General features: G+C 31.8%; 16 protein-coding genes. All 16 read right to left on the bottom strand.

Annotation, left to right across the window (positions count from 1 at the left end; all coding sequences use genetic code 11):
- Window positions 1-5 precede the first annotated feature (5 nt).
- The 16 genes from asnS to BUB47_RS06485 all read right to left on the bottom strand — a co-directional run bounded on the left by asnS (window position 6) and on the right by BUB47_RS06485 (window position 17,925).
- Window positions 6-1,391 carry an asparagine--tRNA ligase gene (gene asnS / locus BUB47_RS06560; protein ID WP_073184900.1) on the bottom strand — a complete coding sequence of 462 codons (1,386 nt, stop codon included), beginning with the start codon at window positions 1,389-1,391 and terminating at the stop codon, window positions 6-8.
- Window positions 1,392-1,505: 114 nt separating this feature from the next.
- Window positions 1,506-2,984 carry a C69 family dipeptidase gene (locus BUB47_RS06555; RefSeq protein ID WP_073184899.1) on the bottom strand — a complete coding sequence of 493 codons (1,479 nt, stop codon included), beginning with the start codon at window positions 2,982-2,984 and terminating at the stop codon, window positions 1,506-1,508.
- Window positions 2,985-3,101: 117 nt separating this feature from the next.
- On the bottom strand, window positions 3,102-4,409 hold the full coding sequence (locus BUB47_RS06550; RefSeq protein ID WP_073184897.1) for a replication-associated recombination protein A: 1,308 nt from the start codon (window positions 4,407-4,409) through the stop codon (window positions 3,102-3,104).
- A gap of 1 nt (window position 4,410) precedes the next feature.
- A complete protein-coding gene (gene nrdR / locus BUB47_RS06545; protein WP_073184895.1) occupies window positions 4,411-4,869 on the bottom strand; it encodes a transcriptional regulator NrdR in 459 nt (152 codons plus the stop codon).
- A gap of 47 nt (window positions 4,870-4,916) precedes the next feature.
- Window positions 4,917-5,996, bottom strand: a complete 1,080-nt coding sequence (gene ftsZ, locus BUB47_RS06540) for a cell division protein FtsZ (RefSeq protein WP_073184893.1) — start codon at window positions 5,994-5,996, stop codon at window positions 4,917-4,919.
- A 124-nt stretch (window positions 5,997-6,120) separates the two neighbouring features.
- The gene (locus tag BUB47_RS06535) at window positions 6,121-6,957 is read right to left on the bottom strand and encodes a cell division protein FtsQ/DivIB (RefSeq protein ID WP_073184891.1); all 837 of its coding nucleotides are present in this window, start codon (window positions 6,955-6,957) and stop codon (window positions 6,121-6,123) included.
- 1 nt (window position 6,958) lies between these two features.
- Entirely contained in the window at window positions 6,959-8,053 is a 1,095-nt protein-coding gene (murG, locus tag BUB47_RS06530; protein WP_073184889.1) for an undecaprenyldiphospho-muramoylpentapeptide beta-N-acetylglucosaminyltransferase, read from the bottom strand.
- Window positions 8,054-8,055: 2 nt separating this feature from the next.
- Window positions 8,056-9,153, bottom strand: coding sequence for an FtsW/RodA/SpoVE family cell cycle protein (locus BUB47_RS06525; protein ID WP_073184888.1), 1,098 nt, complete (start codon window positions 9,151-9,153; stop codon window positions 8,056-8,058).
- Window positions 9,154-9,156: 3 nt separating this feature from the next.
- Window positions 9,157-10,473 (bottom strand): UDP-N-acetylmuramoyl-L-alanine--D-glutamate ligase, encoded by a 1,317-nt coding sequence (murD, locus tag BUB47_RS06520; RefSeq protein WP_073184886.1) that lies wholly within the window; start codon window positions 10,471-10,473, stop codon window positions 9,157-9,159.
- 13 nt (window positions 10,474-10,486) lie between these two features.
- Window positions 10,487-11,437, bottom strand: coding sequence for a phospho-N-acetylmuramoyl-pentapeptide-transferase (mraY, locus tag BUB47_RS06515; RefSeq protein WP_073184884.1), 951 nt, complete (start codon window positions 11,435-11,437; stop codon window positions 10,487-10,489).
- A 12-nt stretch (window positions 11,438-11,449) separates the two neighbouring features.
- On the bottom strand, window positions 11,450-13,888 hold the full coding sequence (locus BUB47_RS06510; protein WP_073184882.1) for a penicillin-binding transpeptidase domain-containing protein: 2,439 nt from the start codon (window positions 13,886-13,888) through the stop codon (window positions 11,450-11,452).
- Window positions 13,889-13,896: 8 nt separating this feature from the next.
- Complete coding sequence (locus tag BUB47_RS06505; RefSeq protein ID WP_073184881.1) at window positions 13,897-14,292, bottom strand: FtsB family cell division protein; 396 nt, start codon at window positions 14,290-14,292, stop codon at window positions 13,897-13,899.
- 10 nt (window positions 14,293-14,302) lie between these two features.
- Window positions 14,303-15,238, bottom strand: coding sequence for a 16S rRNA (cytosine(1402)-N(4))-methyltransferase RsmH (rsmH, locus tag BUB47_RS06500; RefSeq protein ID WP_073184879.1), 936 nt, complete (start codon window positions 15,236-15,238; stop codon window positions 14,303-14,305).
- A complete protein-coding gene (gene mraZ, locus BUB47_RS06495; protein WP_073184971.1) occupies window positions 15,239-15,670 on the bottom strand; it encodes a division/cell wall cluster transcriptional repressor MraZ in 432 nt (143 codons plus the stop codon).
- A gap of 157 nt (window positions 15,671-15,827) precedes the next feature.
- Window positions 15,828-17,270, bottom strand: coding sequence for a HAMP domain-containing sensor histidine kinase (locus tag BUB47_RS06490; RefSeq protein ID WP_327021343.1), 1,443 nt, complete (start codon window positions 17,268-17,270; stop codon window positions 15,828-15,830).
- Window positions 17,254-17,925, bottom strand: a complete 672-nt coding sequence (locus tag BUB47_RS06485; protein WP_073184876.1) for a response regulator transcription factor — start codon at window positions 17,923-17,925, stop codon at window positions 17,254-17,256. The genes BUB47_RS06490 and BUB47_RS06485 overlap by 17 nt, the downstream gene beginning before the upstream one ends.
- Between the last annotated feature and the right edge of the window lie 25 nt (window positions 17,926-17,950).

Here is a 17,950-nt window from a genome sequence, read left to right as displayed (position 1 = left end):
CCTAATTAAAACTCCGCTGAACCTACTGTTCTTGGAAAAGGTATGACGTCTCTTATATTGCTTACTCCAGTAATGTACATTACTGCCCTTTCAAAACCAAGACCAAATCCAGAGTGGACTACACTTCCATATTTTCTAAGGTCTAAATACCAATCATATGCCTCTAATTCCATTCCATTGGCTTTCATTTTTTCCTCTAATATTTCAAGTCTGTGTTCTCTTTGAGAACCGCCTATTATTTCACCTACACCTGGGACTAATAAGTCCATTGCTGCAACAGTTTTTCCATCTTCATTTTCTTTCATATAAAATGCCTTTATACCCTTTGGATAATCTGTTACAAATACAGGTTTTTTAAATATCTCTTCTGTTAAATATCTCTCATGCTCTGTCTGTAAGTCTATTCCCCATTCAACCGGAAATTTAAACTCATGTCCCGATTTTTGTAGCAGGTCAATTGACTCAGTATATGTTATCTTTACAAATTCTGAATTTACTACATTTTCAAGTCTTTGGAAAAGTCCCTTGTCTACAAATTTATTAAAAAATTCCATTTCTGCTTTGGCATTGTCAAGCACATATTTAATAATATATTTTAACATTTCTTCTGCAACTTCCATATTTTCTTCTAAGTCTGCAAATGCCATTTCAGGCTCTATCATCCAAAATTCAGCTGCATGTCTTGGAGTATTAGAGTTTTCAGCTCTAAAGGTAGGACCAAATGTATATACATCTCCAAAAGCAAGTGCGAAAGCCTCTGCTTCAAGTTGTCCTGAAACTGTTAAATTTGTCTCTTTGCTAAAAAAGTCTTCTTTAAAGTCAATTTCCGAATTTTCCATTGGAACATTTTTAAGATCTAATGTAGTTACTCTAAACATTTCTCCAGCACCTTCAGCATCTGATGATGTTATTATTGGTGTGTGAATGTATACAAACCCTTTTTCTTGAAAAAATTTGTGAATTGCAAATGCTATTAAAGATCTAACTCTAAATACTGCATTAAAAGTATTTGTTCTAGGTCTTAAATGAGCAATAGTTCTCAAATATTCCATAGTGTGACGTTTTTTCTGTAGTGGGTAATCTTTATTTGATATACAAATTGGTTCAATAGAAGTAGCGTGAAGTTCTATCGGTTGATTAGCTCCTGGACTTTCTACAATTTTTCCCTGAATAACTAAAGATGAACTTATTGTATATTTTTCAATTTCAGAAAAATTTGTCAGTTTGTCATCATATACCACTTGTAAACTCTCAAAACTGGATCCATCTGTCAATTCAATAAAGCCAAAGTTCTTTGATGACCTACTGGTCTTTATCCACCCTTCAATCTTAACATCTCTGTCAAGAAATTCTTCACTATTTTTTAAAATTTCCTTGATAGTTAGCCTCATAACTCCTCCTAATATATATTAATTTTACGAATTCATTTTTACATGACTTCTATTATATAATATATTCGCAATAAAGAAAAGGCTGACGTGAATTTGTCAACCTTTTTTCTAATATTACTTTTCACTTAATAGTGTAGTAGTAAATGGCTCTTCTTTTTCTCTTGCTTTATCTGCAGCTATATATGCAAATAATTCCTGATACATCTTCTTAGCTTTTCCGTATGCATCCATTCCCAAACGCTCTGCAGTTTCTGTTGCGTAAGTTCTTGCCTTTTTTGGATCTTGATTGTATAAAACTAAAAATTCTTTATTTCTATCTTCTTGAGTTTTTATTAAGTTATCTTGATATGTGTTCCAATACTCTCTTACACTCTTACCATATTTTTCTCTATTCAACTCTGAAAGAGTACATAGTCCTCTATACATCCAGTAAGCTTGAGATTCATCATATACATGAGATCTCTTTGAATATACATCAGGTGTTTTCTCTAAATTTGGAAAGAATGGTACATATACATTGTGTTCAGAATTTCCCATTGCCAACCATAAAATTCCCGGAACTTTATCTGGAAAGTCATCTCTTAATTCTATAACATGGCTTTCAACTTGTCTTTCTATTCCTATTGCTCTAACTTCAGGATTTTTATTTACATCATATTCTGTGCCTTCATATCTGTGTTTTTGAAGTTCCATTACATCTCTTACTGAAACTTTTTTATCTGGTTTAAAAAACAAGTTGAAATCTGAATTGTAGTCTAAGTTTTTTGATGGTGCCAAATAGTTTTGTCCTCCCCAAACTCTAGCTCTGTCATAGTCTTCCATTGGAGGTGCGTAAGTTGCTCTAACAGAAAATTTGCCATCTACATTTTTTATAAGTCCATTTTCTTCAGGCATAGATATTAGCTTTTCTGATGCTATTACATTTTCCTTATCATTTACATCTACGTAGTCTATCATCATACAGTTTGGTATTACTGCAACTACATCTGTTGGAAGTTTTACAGCTGCATATTCATGTCCTGAAACAATTTCCATATACCAAGCCTCTTCACTATCTGCAATCATTATAATGTTTCCCTCTGCTGCACCTTTTTTGTCAACTATTTCAGCTAATAATTCCACTCCTTCTCTCGCTGTCTTACATCTTGAAAGTACTAATGTTGCTATGTCTGCCTCTCTAAGCCCATCTTCTATAAGCGGATCTATCTTTTCTATAGCTTCATTACAGTAAGTAGATATTGTTGCTGTAATAGCTACTCCCATTTCATTGTAGCCAACTTCATCGTAAATTCCATCATCACTATATCCATCTGAATCTGGAACTGCACAGTACTCATAAGTATGCAGTGCTTGAGGCCATTTAAATCCCGTTGTTATATCTTCATAGACATCTGTATCTTTATAGTCTGCTGCCGGATATACTACAAAGCTCTTTGGGTGGCCTCCGCCAATATCTTCTGTCCTACAAATAAGTGTAGAACCGTTTTCACTAACATCCTTTCCAACATATGTACCCGTGCATGCTAATGCCGGACTAACTGTTCCAAACAACATAATACCTGTTAATACTAAGGTTAATAATTCTTTTTTCATACTCTTACCTCCTTATTATTTTTTAGTAAAGAAATCATTTTTCACAAATAATTATATCAAATAACTTTAGAAATATATACAAACATCAAAAAAGTATTGTCAAAAAGACAATACTTTTTATAAGTTTTTAAGTTTTTCTAAATACAGTATAATTTTTTTCTCATATCCATTTTCAGATGGTCTGTAGTATTTTTTTTCTTTAAATTCTTCAGGTAAATACTGTTGGTGTATATAGTTATTTTTATAATTATGAGGATACTTATAGACACCTTCTCCACTGTCTATATCCGAACTGTGAATGTCTCTTAAATACATTGGAATGTTTGGTTTCTTTCCAGTTTTTATATCTGAGATAGCCTCATTTATTCCAAGGTATGCTGCATTTGACTTAGGAGCTGATGCCAAATAGGTTGTAGCTTGCGCTAAATTAATTCTAGCTTCCGGCAATCCCACAATATTTACAGCTTCAAAAGCTGATACAGCTACTACCAATGCCATTGGATCTGCATTTGAAATATCTTCAGATGCTGAAATTATAAGCCTTCTGGCAATAAACTTTGGATCTTCTCCCGATTCAAGCATCTTTGCAAGATAAAATAAAGCCGCGTCAGGATCTGTTCCCCTAATTGACTTTATAAAAGCTGAGGCAGTATCATAGTGTTCGTTGCCATTTTTATCATAAACTATATTCTTAACTTGTAGAGAGTCTTTTATTACATCCCTGTCTACGGTTATCTTACCATTTAAAGTATTTGTAGATAGTACTGCAATTTCAAGGGAGTTTAATACGTTTCTTCCATCTCCTGATGAATTATTTGCCAAATAGTTTACTGCATCAGGTGTGATTTCCACGTTTAAATCTCCAAATCCCCTCTTGTCCTTTAACGCTCTATAGATTAATTTTTTTAAATCACTTTCACCTAAGCTCTCAAGTGTCAATATTTGAGTTCTGGATATTAGTGCCTTATTAATTTCAAAGTAAGGATTTTCCGTTGTAGCTCCTATTAAAACTACTATTCCCTTTTCTACAAAGGGCAATAGTGCATCTTGCTGTGTCTTATTAAATCTGTGAATTTCATCTATAAAGAGTATTGAATTTTTATTGTCATACTTCAGATTGTTTTCAGCTTCCAGTAGAACTTCTCGCAATTCTTTTAAGTTTGAAGTTACAGCAGATATTTGTATAAAGCGCTTTTTAGTAGTATTGGCAATTATTCTGGCAAGTGTAGTCTTGCCCACTCCGGGAGGCCCATAGAAAATCATAGAGGACAGCCTATCTGACTTTATTACTCTATTTAAATATTTACCCTCTCCCACTAAGTGTTCTTGCCCAACAAATTCCTCTAAGGTCTCAGGTCTAAGTCTATTTGCCAAAGGAGCTGAGGACTTTAGATTGTTTTCCATATTCATTGTAAATAAATCCATTTTATTTTTTCGCTTTCATAATATCTTCTAATTCATCAAAGAAACTCTTAACATCTTTAAATTGTCTATACACTGATGCAAACCTCACATAGGATACTTCGTCTAGGTCTTTTAATTCTCTCATTACCATTTCTCCTATTTCAGTTGTAGTTATTTCCTTCTTTAAAGAATTTTGAATATTTTTTTCAATATTATTAACTGCAGTTTCAATATCATCCATGGAAACAGGCCTCTTTTCACAAGATTTAATTATTCCATTTAAAATCTTATTTCTGTCAAAACTCTGTCTATTTCCATCTCTTTTTATTACCATAATTGGCGTTTCTTCAATTCTCTCGTAGGTTGTAAATCTACCCTTACAGTCTATACACTCTCGTCTTCTTCTAATTGTAGAACCTTCATCAGTAGGTCTGGAATCCACTACTTTTGATTCTGGATATCCGCAAAAAGGACATTTCATAATATCACCTCTATAGAAAAAGTCTCATCGAGAGATGAGACCTTTAATTATCTTTTATTTGTTCTTAAAAAAGATGGTATTTTTAATTCTCCATCATTTCCTGTATCAGAATTTGATTTATCGCTAGGTTTTTGTGACTTATCACTTGAACCCACATTTTCCTTTTCATCTCTATACTGCTCAAAATCAGTTGCTATTACAGTAATTTTCACTTGATCTTTTAATGTTTCATCAATACCTGCCCCGAAAATTATATTGGCATCTTCATCTACCCAATCGCGAATTAAGTCCGCTGCTTCATTAACTTCAAAGATACCTAAATCATTTCCAGCAGTAATATTTAAAAGAACTGATTTTGCACCTTCTATTGAAGTTTCTAAAAGAGGAGAATTAATAGCTAACTTAGCAGCTTCTGTTGCTCTCTCATCTCCTGATGCCATTCCAATACCCATATGCGCTACACCTTTGTCCGCCATAATAGTTTTAACATCAGCAAAGTCAAGATTTATTAAACTAGGCACAGAAATTAAATCTGAAATTCCTTGTATACCTTGCTTTAATACATCATCAGCCATTTCAAATGCTTTTGAAAAGCTTGTCTTCTTATCAGAAATAGAAAGAAGCCTATCATTAGGAATTATAACTAAAGTATCAACTTTATCCTTTAGTGCACTTATTCCTCGTTCTGCTGATTTTGCTCTTTTCAATCCTTCAAAGGCAAATGGTTTTGTAACTACACCAACAGTAAGTATTCCAAGTTCTTTTGCAATTTCTGCAATAATAGGCGCTGCACCTGTGCCGGTTCCGCCACCCATTCCAGCAGTTATAAATACCATGTCTGCACCTTCAAGAACGTCTCTAATTTCATCACGACTTTCTTCAGCAGATTGTTCTCCAATGTCTGGATTAGCTCCTGCTCCTAATCCCTTTGTTATTTTTTCCCCAAGTTGTATTTTATGCTCAGCTAAAGAACCTTTTAAAGCTTGTATATCTGTATTAAAAACTACAAATTCAACACCTTTAACACCTGCATTTATCATTCTGTTAACAGCATTGTTTCCTCCGCCACCAACGCCTACAACTTTTATCTTTGCAAATTCGTCGTGATCCATATCAAAATCCAACATAAGCATCCTCCTCATATCCAATATTACATTTTTCGTTATCATAAAACGCTATATACTCTATTTTATAAATAAAACTTGAAATAGTCAACATTAATCACTCTTAATATAGTTAAAATCTTAATAATCAATCACTATTTAACTCCGTTGATGTTTCTAAATCATTATTTAAATTAGTATCAGTGCTTTTTTCAACATCTTCCTCAGAGCTTCCACTCTCCACTGCTATTGGATCTTCGCCCTTTTCCATATATATATCTGTGTACTTCTTGTTGCTTTTTTCAATATCGCTAAAGATTTTTTCAAGCATTTCAAATTTGTACTCAATATCTCTATAACTTCCAAATTCAATGTTAATGTTATCCTTAGTAATAAACTGTGCATTTTCCTCATTTAAATTTATTGACTTTAACTTTGCAAATATTGCCTTGTTCTCAAATATTTTTTTTAACAATTCCAATTTGTTGTCCTCTTCATCGGAAATAAAATTTCCAAGTTTTAATTCCTTTGAAGAAATTCCATTTAATTCCAGAAGATTTTGCATTGGCTCGTTTTTTACATCAATAATTTTTAATTCACTGTCTATTACATAGTAATCCGTATAATTTACTATCTGTGCTACAGGAGTTCTTTCAACAATATTTATATCAGCTTCTCCATTTAGTGAAAACTTTATTGACGCTGTCTTTACCACTGGAATAGAAGATATATCTCTGGCTCTGTTTTTCTTTGATACCAATAAGTAATTTTCGCCTATTTTCAATCCGGATCTTTTTTTCACTTCTTCTACAGATGCTGACTTTACTCCCTTGACACTTATACTTTTAACATTAAATAGACCTACTTTTAATAAAACTAAAAAAATTAGTGCCAGTAAAATAACCACTAAAAACAGTATTTTTAATATTTTTTTTCTTTTTTTAGCTTTTTTAAGCTTATTTTTTCTAGCTTCATACTTATCCATTTTATTGAATCAAACTTTCTATTTTATCTACTAGTAAATTAACAGCATTGACATTTCCAAGTTCCTTAGATGCATTCGCCATACTAAGTCTCTTTTCACTGTCACCAAGTACTATGTTTATATTATCATATAATTTCTCGCCTGTTAAATCCTCTTCTAGAATTATACAACTTGCGCCCTTCTTTTCATAGCTTTTTGCATTATATACTTGATGATTTCCTGCAGTATATGATTTTGGTATCAATATACTTGCTATACCTATAGCTGATATTTCTGCCAAGGTCATTGCACTTGAACTTGCTATAACCAAGTCACTTATCATTAAAATACTGGGTATATCATAGGAATAGTCCAATATTTTTACATTTTCAGGTAAATTATAATCTTTGATTTCTGACATAAAAGAATTATAGTGTTCTTTTCCCGTTATGTGAATTAAATTAAAATCTATATTTAAACCTTGTTTTATTATTTCAATTACAGCTTCATTAGTAGATTCTTGACCACCACTTCCACCAAAGGACAACACTGTCTTTTTACTTAAATCATATCCAAGTTTTTCAGCTGCCTTTTTTTTATCAATGTGATTAAAATCATCTCTTATTGGATTTCCCGTTACAATTACATTTTTAGAGTCAAAATACTTATTTGCCTCTTCAAAATTTAATGCCACAATATCTGCTTTTTTTGCAAGAATTCTATTTGTCTTCCCTGGATAGGCATTTTGTTCTTGAACTACTGTCTTTATATTTTTTTGTTGAGATTTATAAAGCACGGGGCCACATACATATCCACCAGTTCCTATTACAACGTCCGGTTTAAAATCTTTTATTATTGAATTGCTTTCTCCAAAGCCTCTCAAAAGGACCATTAAGGTTTTAATTGTCTTTATACTGACTTTTTTTCTAGGTAAACCCTCTATGTGAATTCCCTTGAAATTCAGTCCTTCTTTTTTTACTAATTCTTCTTCCAAACTCCCAATTCTTCCAACATAGAGTATTTCATTTTTTTCATCTCTTTTTTTTATTTCACTTGCTATGGCAAGGGCAGGATAAATATGTCCTCCAGTTCCGCCGCCAGATAAAATATATCTCATTATTACACATCCTTAGAAATTCGAAGTAGTATTCCCACCGAGACCATTGCTACTAAAAGCGCAGTTCCTCCTGAGGAAATAAACGGCAGTGTTATACCGGTTACAGGAAATAATTTTGTACTAACTCCTAAATTAAAAACAGTCTGCACACCCAAGTAAGTAGTCAGTCCCACAGCCACGTATTTATCAAAGTAATTAGTTGCCTTATTGGCAATTACATATCCACGATATATTAATACAACAAATAATAATATTAAAAATATGGCTCCTATTAAGCCAAACTCTTCACAAATTATTGGAAATATAAAGTCATTATATGCAAAAGGTACATTTCCGTACTTTTGTCTGGACTGAAATAGACCAACTCCGTTTATTCTACCCATTGCTATTGCATAGAGAGCTTGAGTAATTTGGTAGTTATCTCCCAACTGTCCGCTTCCTGTAAAATATGCCATTACTCTTTCTCTTCTATAGTCTACACCAAATACCATTACGCCTAATACTACAGCTCCAAGTCCTGCAATAGTTACAAATTGATGGGGTTTCATTCCACCTACTAAGTACATTGCACCAAGAGAAGCCCCTATTACAAGTGCTGTTGAATAGTCCTTTAAAAGTATGGGAAATACGGCAATTCCTATTACTGCAAGTATAGCTATAAAGCTACTTGTCTTTCCAATATTCTTTCGATTGGCCTCTAATATTTTAGCCAAGTATAGCACAGCAGAAATTTTTACAAAGTCTGATGGCTGCAATTGGTTAATTATCGGAAACTGAATCCACCTTACCTGACCATACCTCTCCACTCCAAGCGGACTCCATAAAAGTGCCACTAATACAATTGTTATGGCAAACAGTGGAAAGGAAAGCTTTTTTAAAAAGTTTCTCGGAATTCTGTATACTATGTACATGGCAATAAATCCAAGCACCATAAAAATCAAATGCCTTTTTGCATAATAAAATCCATCATCATAGTATTTTATTCCCTCAGGATATGCGGCACTTGTAACTGCAATTAAGCCAAATGCCAAAAGTAGTAGTGTTACTACCATAAGTGGCAAATCCAATTCTTTTAATTTTTGTCTATAATTAAGTTTCATTTATTATAACCTACTTACTAAGTTTTTAAAATGTCTTCCTCTTTCTTCAAAGGACGAATACATATCCCAAGAAGCACAAGCAGGAGAAAATAAAACAGTATCTCCCTTTATTGCAAAGCTACTCGCTACAGATACTGCCTCTTCTAAATCTTTAACTCTATATATACTATAGTTTAAATGTCTTGCAGATTCTTCAATTTTATCTGCTGTTTGACCATATATTACTAATTTTTTTATTTTGTTTTTTCCAATTTTTAACATTTCCTCAAAATCTGCTTCTTTGTCATATCCACCGGCAATTAATATTATATTGTCATCTACTGCATTTATTGCCATTATAGTAGAATCAGGATTTGTTCCCTTGGAATCATTATAGTATACTACATTTTTTATTTCTTTTACAAATTCCATTCTATGCTCAACTCCAAAAAAATTGGAAACGGCATCTTTAATCTTCTCATTAGATATATTTAAACACTTTGCAATTGTCACTGCTGTCAGTACATTTTCAACATTGTGAGATCCGGGTATTTTTATATCAGAGGTAAGTAACACTTCTTCCTCTCTAAAAGTAACATCTCTAAAATAGATTTTACCATCTTTTACGTAACAGCCAAATTTATTCGCATCTTCCAATGAAAAATAGTATATATCTCTATTGAATTTTAAACTTTTTAAGTACTCATCTCTATAGTTTAATATTGTAAAATCAGTGTTACTTTGATTTTTTAACACTTTTAATTTAGCATTTTTATAATTTTCAATTGTCTTATGCCAATCTAAGTGATCTATTGTAATATTTGTTATTGCAGAAACTTCAGGTTTAAAACTTTCAGTGTCTTCTAATTGAAAAGAACTTGCCTCCAATACGATATACTCATCTTCTCTTGCATCTAGTGCAATATCTAAAATTCCCTTTCCAATATTTCCAACACAATAAGTAGTATTTTCTCTTTTTAGTATTTCATTTACAATTGAAGTTGTAGTTGTCTTTCCATTAGTTCCAGTGATTGCTATTATATGCTTACACTTGGTTATTAAGTATGCAACTTCTATGTCCGAGAATATTTTTATATTTTTTTGTCTGGCTCTTATTAAAATCTCATTATCCGGATTTATTCCGGGACTTTTTACAATAAAATCTATTTTATCTAAGTCCTCTAAAATAAAATTTTTAAAGGAAATATTTAAGTCTTCTTTTAAATTTTCTTCGTTTTTATCGTATACATACAAATTTGAAGTAAATTTACTCATACACCTAAGTGCAGATTTCCCAGTTACTCCAAATCCAAAAATTAAAATATTTTTATTTTCAAACATAATTTTATAACCCCTAAAATAACATTTTATATGCAATAACACACAAAACTATTTCTACTAAGTAAAATACTATTACAACTTTCGTCTCTTTCCATCCCTTTTGTTCAAAGTGATGGTGTAATGGTGCCATTAAAAACACTCTTTTACCCCTAGTTTTAAAGGATACAATTTGAATTATTACAGATAGTGTCTCTATAAAGTAAATCCCTCCTGCAATAGGAAGTATTAAAGGTAAGTTTAATAAGACTGCAATGGCACTTATTGCTCCACCTAGGGCAAGTGAACCCGTGTCTCCCATAAATACTTTAGCCGGAAATTTATTATAGTATAAAAATCCAATTAATGCACCTAGTAAAATTATAGAAAACAACTCTACTTCTACTCTTCCAAGTTTATGCGACACTACTGCAAAAAATGCCAGACATATTATAGTAACTCCACTTGACAATCCATCTAAACCATCTGTTAAGTTTACAGAGTTCACTGTTCCAACTACTACAAATAGTATAAATGGAATATACAATAATCCTAAATTTACAGATTTATTTAATATTGGAATTATTATATCTGTACTAAGTCCTTCGCCATTATATTGATATACTAACAAAATTAAGGTAGTGATAATTTGAAATAAGAGTTTTTGTTTTGCAGTTAATCCCAGATTTCTCTTTTTTACAACTTTTATATAGTCATCTAAGAATCCTACTAGTCCAAAGGCCACTGTTGAAAAAATCAACATTGCCGACTCCATATTTATATTCTTTGAAATAATAGTCACCATTAGAAGGGAGGATACAAATATTAAGCCACCCATTGTTGGTGTACCACTTTTTGATAAATGACTTTGCGGCCCATCTTCTCTTATACTTTGTCCTGCTTTCATTTTTTTTAAAACAGGTATCATAAAATATCCTATTATCAATGACATAAATATAGCCACTAATATATATATATAATTTTGCATATCTATTCCCTTCTAGTTACCAGTTGTTTTTTTAGTATTGTCTTTCTTGCCTTTTGACAGTTCTTTATCTTTTGACGAGTTTTTATCTTTGCTGTTATTTTTCTTGTTTTTTAAATTGTTTTCTTCATTTTCTCTGCTATTTTTATTTTTTGATAAGTTATTTTCTTTTACGTTGCTCTTTGCCTTAGCCTCATCTTCTAGTTCCGATTCGCTAATAGACATTTCTATAGTAACTCTACTTCCCTCGTTAATCTTTTCTCCTGCTTTAATAGACTGAGAAATAGCGTGACCCTTCCCCTTTATATTATAGTCAACTTCCATCTCATCTAAAACACTTTTTAATTCTTCTTCATTTTTTTTATTTAAATCAGGCATAATTTTTATATTTGATGTGTTGTTATTTATCTCTAAGTCCACTATTGAATCTTTTGGTACATAGTTTCCGGCTGCAGGATTTTGTTTCACGACAACAGCACTGTTGGATATAGTATTTGATTTTACATTAAACTGTAGTCCTAAGTCCACAAGTTCTTTTCCTGCATCTGACAACAGTAAATTATTTACATTTGGAACTAACACTAGATTTTCATCATCGTTTTTATTTGATTTTTCAGTTTTTGGAATATTTAAATACTCCAATGACTTTTCTATTACATCATGACCTGCTGGAACAGCAACTGTTGAACCAAAAAAATCACCTTTTGGCTTTTGAACTATTACCATAACTGTAATCTTAGGGTCATTTAAAGGTGCAACTCCAACAAAAGAAGAAATGTAGTTGTTTTGATCATATCCTTTACCGGATTCTAAAACCACATTTGCAGTTCCAGTCTTTCCTCCAACTTGATATCCATCTACTTTGGCAAGTTTACCAGTTCCATCTTCTACTACTTTTCTCATAAGACCTTTCATAATATTTGAATTTTGTTCAGATATTACTCTTCTCTTATTTTCCGTTTCAAATTTTTCTATTATATTTCCATTTTTATCTTCAAGCCTATCCACCACTCTAGGAGTATTTAAATATCCTCCGTTTGCTATAGCAGAAACTGCATTTATATACTGTATAGGTGTTACGGCTATACCATGTCCATAGCTCATAGTTGCAAGTTTAACAGGAGTTATCTCAGAGGCACTTTTAGGTATTTCTCCCTTTGCCTCAGCATTTAAATCAATACCTGTTCTCTCTCCAAATCCGAAAGCTTTAATATATTTTAACATTTTTTCAGCACCAAGTTCTCTGCCAATTTTTACAAATGTAATATTACAACTTTCTGCCATGGCCTCTTCTAAAGTTCTAGGACCTCTATTACTTGAAGAACAACCGATTTTTACAGTTGGAATATCTGTATAAAGTCCATTACATACATAAGTTTTTTGAAGATTTGTAGTTGCCTCTTCAAGCGCCGCGGCTGCAGTTATTAATTTAAAAGTTGAACCAGGCTCATATTGAGAATTTACACAAAAATTATTCCAATTCGAATACCAATTGTCAAGTTTTTCTTCCTCTGTAAGTTCATTCCAGCTTTCAATTTCTTCTTCCCCCACTGGTTCTTTAGGGTTATTTAAATCGTAACCTTCATTATTTACCATGGCAAGAATTTCTCCAGTTATAGTATCTTGAACTATTATGGAAACTTCTTCTGCATTGTGCTTTTCTCTGGAGCTAAGTGCTGCTTCCTCTGCAAATTGTTGAATATTTTCATCAAGTGTTAAGACCGGATTTACTCCTTCTTTAGGAGCATAGTTCTCTTCATCTGTTAGAGGAATTTGGCTTTGTGAATTACTCTTTACTGAAATATTCTTACCTGCAATTCCCGAAAGTTCACTGTCATATCTTGCTTCAATTCCATATTGACCTGTATCTTCATCATTTGTAAAACCTATTACATGACAAGCCAGAGAGTTATATGGATAATATCTCTTTATAACGTCCTCTACAGAGAGTCTGTCTATTCCGGCTTCTCTTAATTCATTTCCCTTTTCTCTTGATACATTTGATGCAATTTTTACAACTTTACTTCCAGTCATAAGTTCTAAAATTTCTTCTGAGTCTTTATTCAATATATTTGCAACTTTTTTTGAATCTTTTTCTAATTCTTTTAAATCTTCTTTACTTAAACTTTTTTTATTACTACCAAGTTTAAAGTCCATATTGTAGTAAATATTGGACTTCGTTACGTTTAACACTAGTTCTTTTTTATTTCTATCATATATTATTCCCCTATCTGCCTTAACAGTTTCACTTTTTGTAAGTTGATTTAAAGCACTTCTCGTTAGTTCTTTTCCACTTACAAAATTTATAGAAAATAATTTTATAATTATCATCGCAAAGAAAAGAGCCAAAAGGAAAAACAGGAAAAAAACTTTGCTGTTTGCAGCTTTTAAAAAGTTCTTTTTTGTACCTTTATTTTCTCTTTTTAGCTCTTTAAAGTCATTTCTTTTATTCATAATTCCCTCTAATTTTTAGTAAAAGATTTTAACACTGATATTATAGGACTTAAAAATACATTGTTATTAACATCTTTTTGTTTTTCATCTTTACTAATATCCACATAGACAATTTGTTCTTGCTTTGGATATACCATTCCCAACTTATACATAGCTTCTTCCTGAATTTGAGATGAACTCTTAATGCCTTTAATCTCTCCCAAAAGAGAAGATTTAGTTTTCTCTAACTCTTCAAGTTCTTTTTGTTGGGCTATAATTTGCTTATCTAAATTAGTTAATTGAGCGTATGTAATTGTAGCCCCAAACAAAATTATCATAACAATTACAAGTGTTATATACAAGTTATTTTTAGAGCTTTTATTAAATATCTTAAATTTGTATGCTTTTTTATTTTTCACAGACATTTTAACACTCCTATATTTTCTCAATAACTCTAAGTTTTGCACTATGTGCTCTGTTATTTCTTGCAAGTTCTTCTTCTGAAGCTATTATTGGCTTTCTGGTAATCATATTTACTTCTCTTTTTTTACCACAAACACATACAGGTGCTTCTTTAGGACAGATACAGTCTAAATAATAATATCTAAATGTCTCCTTTACAATTCTATCTTCCAGAGAGTGAAAAGATATAACTGCCATTCTACCTTTTGGATTTAATCTGTCTATCATTTTTCCTATTGTATTTCTAAGTACATCCAGCTCATTATTAGTTTCAATTCTAAGAGCTTGAAATGTCTTTTTCGCAGGATGTCCCTTTTTTCTTCTTACAGCCGCAGGGATCGCTCCCTTAATCACATCTACTAATTCAAATGTAGTATTTATAGGCTTATCATTTCTTCTCTTTACTATTGCATCTGCAATTCTTGCAGCCCATCTCTCTTCTGAATAATCTCGCAATATTTTTGTAAGCTCCTCTTTAGAGTAGCTGTTTACTATGTCCCACGCACTAAAATTTGCAGATGTATCCATTCTCATGTCAAGTTTTGCATTATAATTATAGGAGAATCCTCTTTCACCCTCATCAAATTGATAAGAACTCACTCCTAAATCTAATAAAAAACCGTCTACTTTATCTATTTTTAAAGAATCTAAAACCTCTTCAAAATTTTTATAATTTGAATTAAATAATTTATAGTTGCTGTTAATACTACTAAGTACTTCTTCAGACTTTTTAAGCGCAACTGAATCTTGGTCTATTCCTATTAACAGACCACTGCCGTTTAATCTCTTTAATATTTCAGATGAATGCCCTGCACCACCAATAGTGCCGTCTACATATATTCCATCTTTTTTTATATCTAGTAACTCTATTGTATCATTAAACAATACGGGTTCATGATTAAATTTCATTTATATCCCCAACTCAGTCATCTTTTCAGCCATTTCTTCATAAGAAAGGCCTTCATCATCATTATAATTATCCCAATTTTCAGCACTCCATATTTCTACTCTAGTGCTTACTCCTATTACTATTGCATCTTTAAGTATTTTTGAATGTTCTCTTAAGTTTTGTGGTATTAGTACTCTTCCCTGTTTGTCAAGGGATTGATCTATTGCTCCAGAAAAAAAAGTCCTGACAAAAGATCGTGCTGCTTTATTTGTCATAGGCAAATCTTTTAATTTATTTTCAATTTTTATCCACTCATCTTTTGGATATACAAAAAGACAGTTGTCCAGTCCCTTTGTCATTACAAATTCGTCTCCTAATTCATCTCTAAACTTGGCAGGTATTATAATTCTGCCCTTTGGATCAAGAGAGTGTCTGTATTCACCTATTAACATTTCGTCACCATTTTGCACCACATTCAACCACTATCTACCACTTTGTTTATATTTTACATCATTTATACTTCTTATGCCACACCAATTTGTATTTTCAAAAAATAAGGACTATGGTCACTTTTAAAAGAAAAAAATTTGGACAGTTATTGTCCAAATTTTAACTTTCATTTTTATATTCATCTGCTATGAAATAAAAATCTGATCCCTTTCCGTATTCGGACTCAACACCATATTCATACTCATGCATTTCCAAAATACTCTTTACAATATATAATCCCAATCCCGTTCCAACTTCAGGTCTCACATGATTATTTCTCTCTCTATAAAATCTTTCCCAAATATTATCTATATTTTCTTTTTTTATTCCTATTCCCTTATCTATACAATCAAAGCGAACTTTACCATCTTTTTCAACTACTCTTATGATTATTTCCTTTTCTCTTCTTGAGTAATTTATTGCATTGTTTACTAAATTATAAATTACTTGCTCTATCCGCTTCCTATCACAAAAGATTATACAATTTCCCTCTGTTTCAAAAATAAAATTATAGTCACTTTTTTCAAAGAATATTTTAAATCTCTCAATTACTTCTTTAGACAAGTCATATAAATTTACAGGCTCATAATTTACATCTTCAAGATTTGACTCTATCTTTGACAAATCCAGTAAGTCGTTTACTAACATCGTAAGGTGATCAGCTTCATTTATAATTGTTTCAATATGTCTATTACGCATTTCTTCATTGTTTCCAGATATGTCTCTAATCATTTCTCCATAGGATTTAATTACAGTTAAAGGAGTTTTTAAGTCATGACTTACATTGGAAATTAAGTCCTTCCTCACCTCTATAGTCTTTGCAAGTTCACTAGTTGCATAGTTTAAAGTATTGGATAAATCATTTATCTCTGAATAGTCATCTTCATCAAAGTGTACGTTAAAATCTCCATTCCCAAGCTTTTTAGCAGACCTTGACATACTTATTAGAGGTTTTGAAAGCCTCTTTGAAATAAAGTAAGATAAAATCAAAGCCAATAGCAATGACAATATAGATACTAACATCAACAGCTTTTGTAGAATCTCAACAGCTGAGTCAACTGGTTCAAGCTCACTTTTTATAATAATATAATAATTTACATCGTGCTTTTTCCCTAAATAACCTGCATAGGTTATTGTTGAGTTCTCTGAGTGCTGTGGCTTGGCAGTAAAGACCCTATAAGCTTTTTCTCCTGTGTTCACACCTTCAAAGTACTCATTAAAGATTTTTTGGTCTATGATTTCAGGATTCATCATAAGCCCCATCCAGTTCATTGGATATATACGGCGCCTATCTTCATCTATAATTTCTATTTCCATGCCCTCTTTTTGAGAATAGCTAAGTATTTTACTTTCAAAGTCCTTATTTTTATACTCTCCTATTAAATAATTTCCAATTTTAGTAACTTCTCCTTCTTTCATGGATTCATAGAAACTATTTAAAAATACAATTTGAAATAACCAGAGAGATATTAATATTGCTGCAGCAAATCCGGAAAAATACTTCCAAAATGTAAACATTATGCTGTTTTTATCAATTTTTACTTTCTTATTCTCTTGTCTCAAATTTATAACCTGTTCCTCTAACTGTCACTATAAACTTTCTATAGTCTTTAATTGAATTTCTCAACATTTTAATGTGAGTATCAACAGTTCTGTCATCTCCATAAAAGTCGTATCCCCACACTTTACTTAAAAGTTTATCTCGTGAAAGTGCTATATTTTCATTTGTAGCTAAAAATACGAGTAAATCATACTCCTTTGGAGTCATCTCCACTCTTTCTTCATCAACATATACAACTTTTCCATCAAGATCTATTCTCAAACCTTCAAATTCTAAAGTTTCATTCTCAATAGTCTTTTGATGTCTCTTTACTATTACATTTAACCTTGCCATTAATTCCTTTGGAGAAAAAGGTTTTACCACATAGTCATCTATTCCTATTTCAAATCCAAACAACTTGTCATATTCTTCTCCCCTGGCAGAAAGCATTAAAACCGGAATATCTTTATGTTTTCTAATTTCTTTGTATGAAGAAAAACCATCTAGTCTAGGCATCATTATATCCATAACTATCACGTCAAAATCCTGTTCCTTACACTTATCTATTGCCTCTAAACCATCAGATGCCTCTTCCACTGTATGACCTTCAAATTCAGCATATGTCTTTATTACTTCCCTAATTTTGGCTTCGTCATCAACTACTAATATTTTAAACAATACATCACCATCCACTTCTTATACT

It is taken from the genome of Anaerosphaera aminiphila DSM 21120, from assembly GCF_900129925.1.
GTDB lineage: Bacteria > Bacillota > Clostridia > Tissierellales > Peptoniphilaceae > Anaerosphaera > Anaerosphaera aminiphila.
Note: the sequence above shows the minus strand (reverse complement) of the source record. Positions and strands in the feature narration are given on the sequence as shown.

What these genes read in the sequence shown, in the direction of transcription:
- asnS (WP_073184900.1), bottom strand. Translation starts at nt 1,391, where the DNA reads ATGAGGCTAACTATCAAGGAAATTTTAAAAAATAGTGAAGAATTTCTT.
- BUB47_RS06555 (WP_073184899.1), bottom strand. Translation starts at nt 2,984, where the DNA reads ATGAAAAAAGAATTATTAACCTTAGTATTAACAGGTATTATGTTGTTT.
- BUB47_RS06550 (WP_073184897.1), bottom strand. Translation starts at nt 4,409, where the DNA reads ATGGATTTATTTACAATGAATATGGAAAACAATCTAAAGTCCTCAGCT.
- nrdR (WP_073184895.1), bottom strand. Translation starts at nt 4,869, where the DNA reads ATGAAATGTCCTTTTTGCGGATATCCAGAATCAAAAGTAGTGGATTCC.
- ftsZ (WP_073184893.1), bottom strand. Translation starts at nt 5,996, where the DNA reads ATGTTGGATTTTGATATGGATCACGACGAATTTGCAAAGATAAAAGTT.
- BUB47_RS06535 (WP_073184891.1), bottom strand. Translation starts at nt 6,957, where the DNA reads ATGGATAAGTATGAAGCTAGAAAAAATAAGCTTAAAAAAGCTAAAAAA.
- murG (WP_073184889.1), bottom strand. Translation starts at nt 8,053, where the DNA reads ATGAGATATATTTTATCTGGCGGCGGAACTGGAGGACATATTTATCCT.
- BUB47_RS06525 (WP_073184888.1), bottom strand. Translation starts at nt 9,153, where the DNA reads ATGAAACTTAATTATAGACAAAAATTAAAAGAATTGGATTTGCCACTT.
- murD (WP_073184886.1), bottom strand. Translation starts at nt 10,473, where the DNA reads ATGTTTGAAAATAAAAATATTTTAATTTTTGGATTTGGAGTAACTGGG.
- mraY (WP_073184884.1), bottom strand. Translation starts at nt 11,437, where the DNA reads ATGCAAAATTATATATATATATTAGTGGCTATATTTATGTCATTGATA.
- BUB47_RS06510 (WP_073184882.1), bottom strand. Translation starts at nt 13,888, where the DNA reads ATGAATAAAAGAAATGACTTTAAAGAGCTAAAAAGAGAAAATAAAGGT.
- BUB47_RS06505 (WP_073184881.1), bottom strand. Translation starts at nt 14,292, where the DNA reads ATGTCTGTGAAAAATAAAAAAGCATACAAATTTAAGATATTTAATAAA.
- rsmH (WP_073184879.1), bottom strand. Translation starts at nt 15,238, where the DNA reads ATGAAATTTAATCATGAACCCGTATTGTTTAATGATACAATAGAGTTA.
- mraZ (WP_073184971.1), bottom strand. Translation starts at nt 15,670, where the DNA reads ATGTTAATAGGTGAATACAGACACTCTCTTGATCCAAAGGGCAGAATT.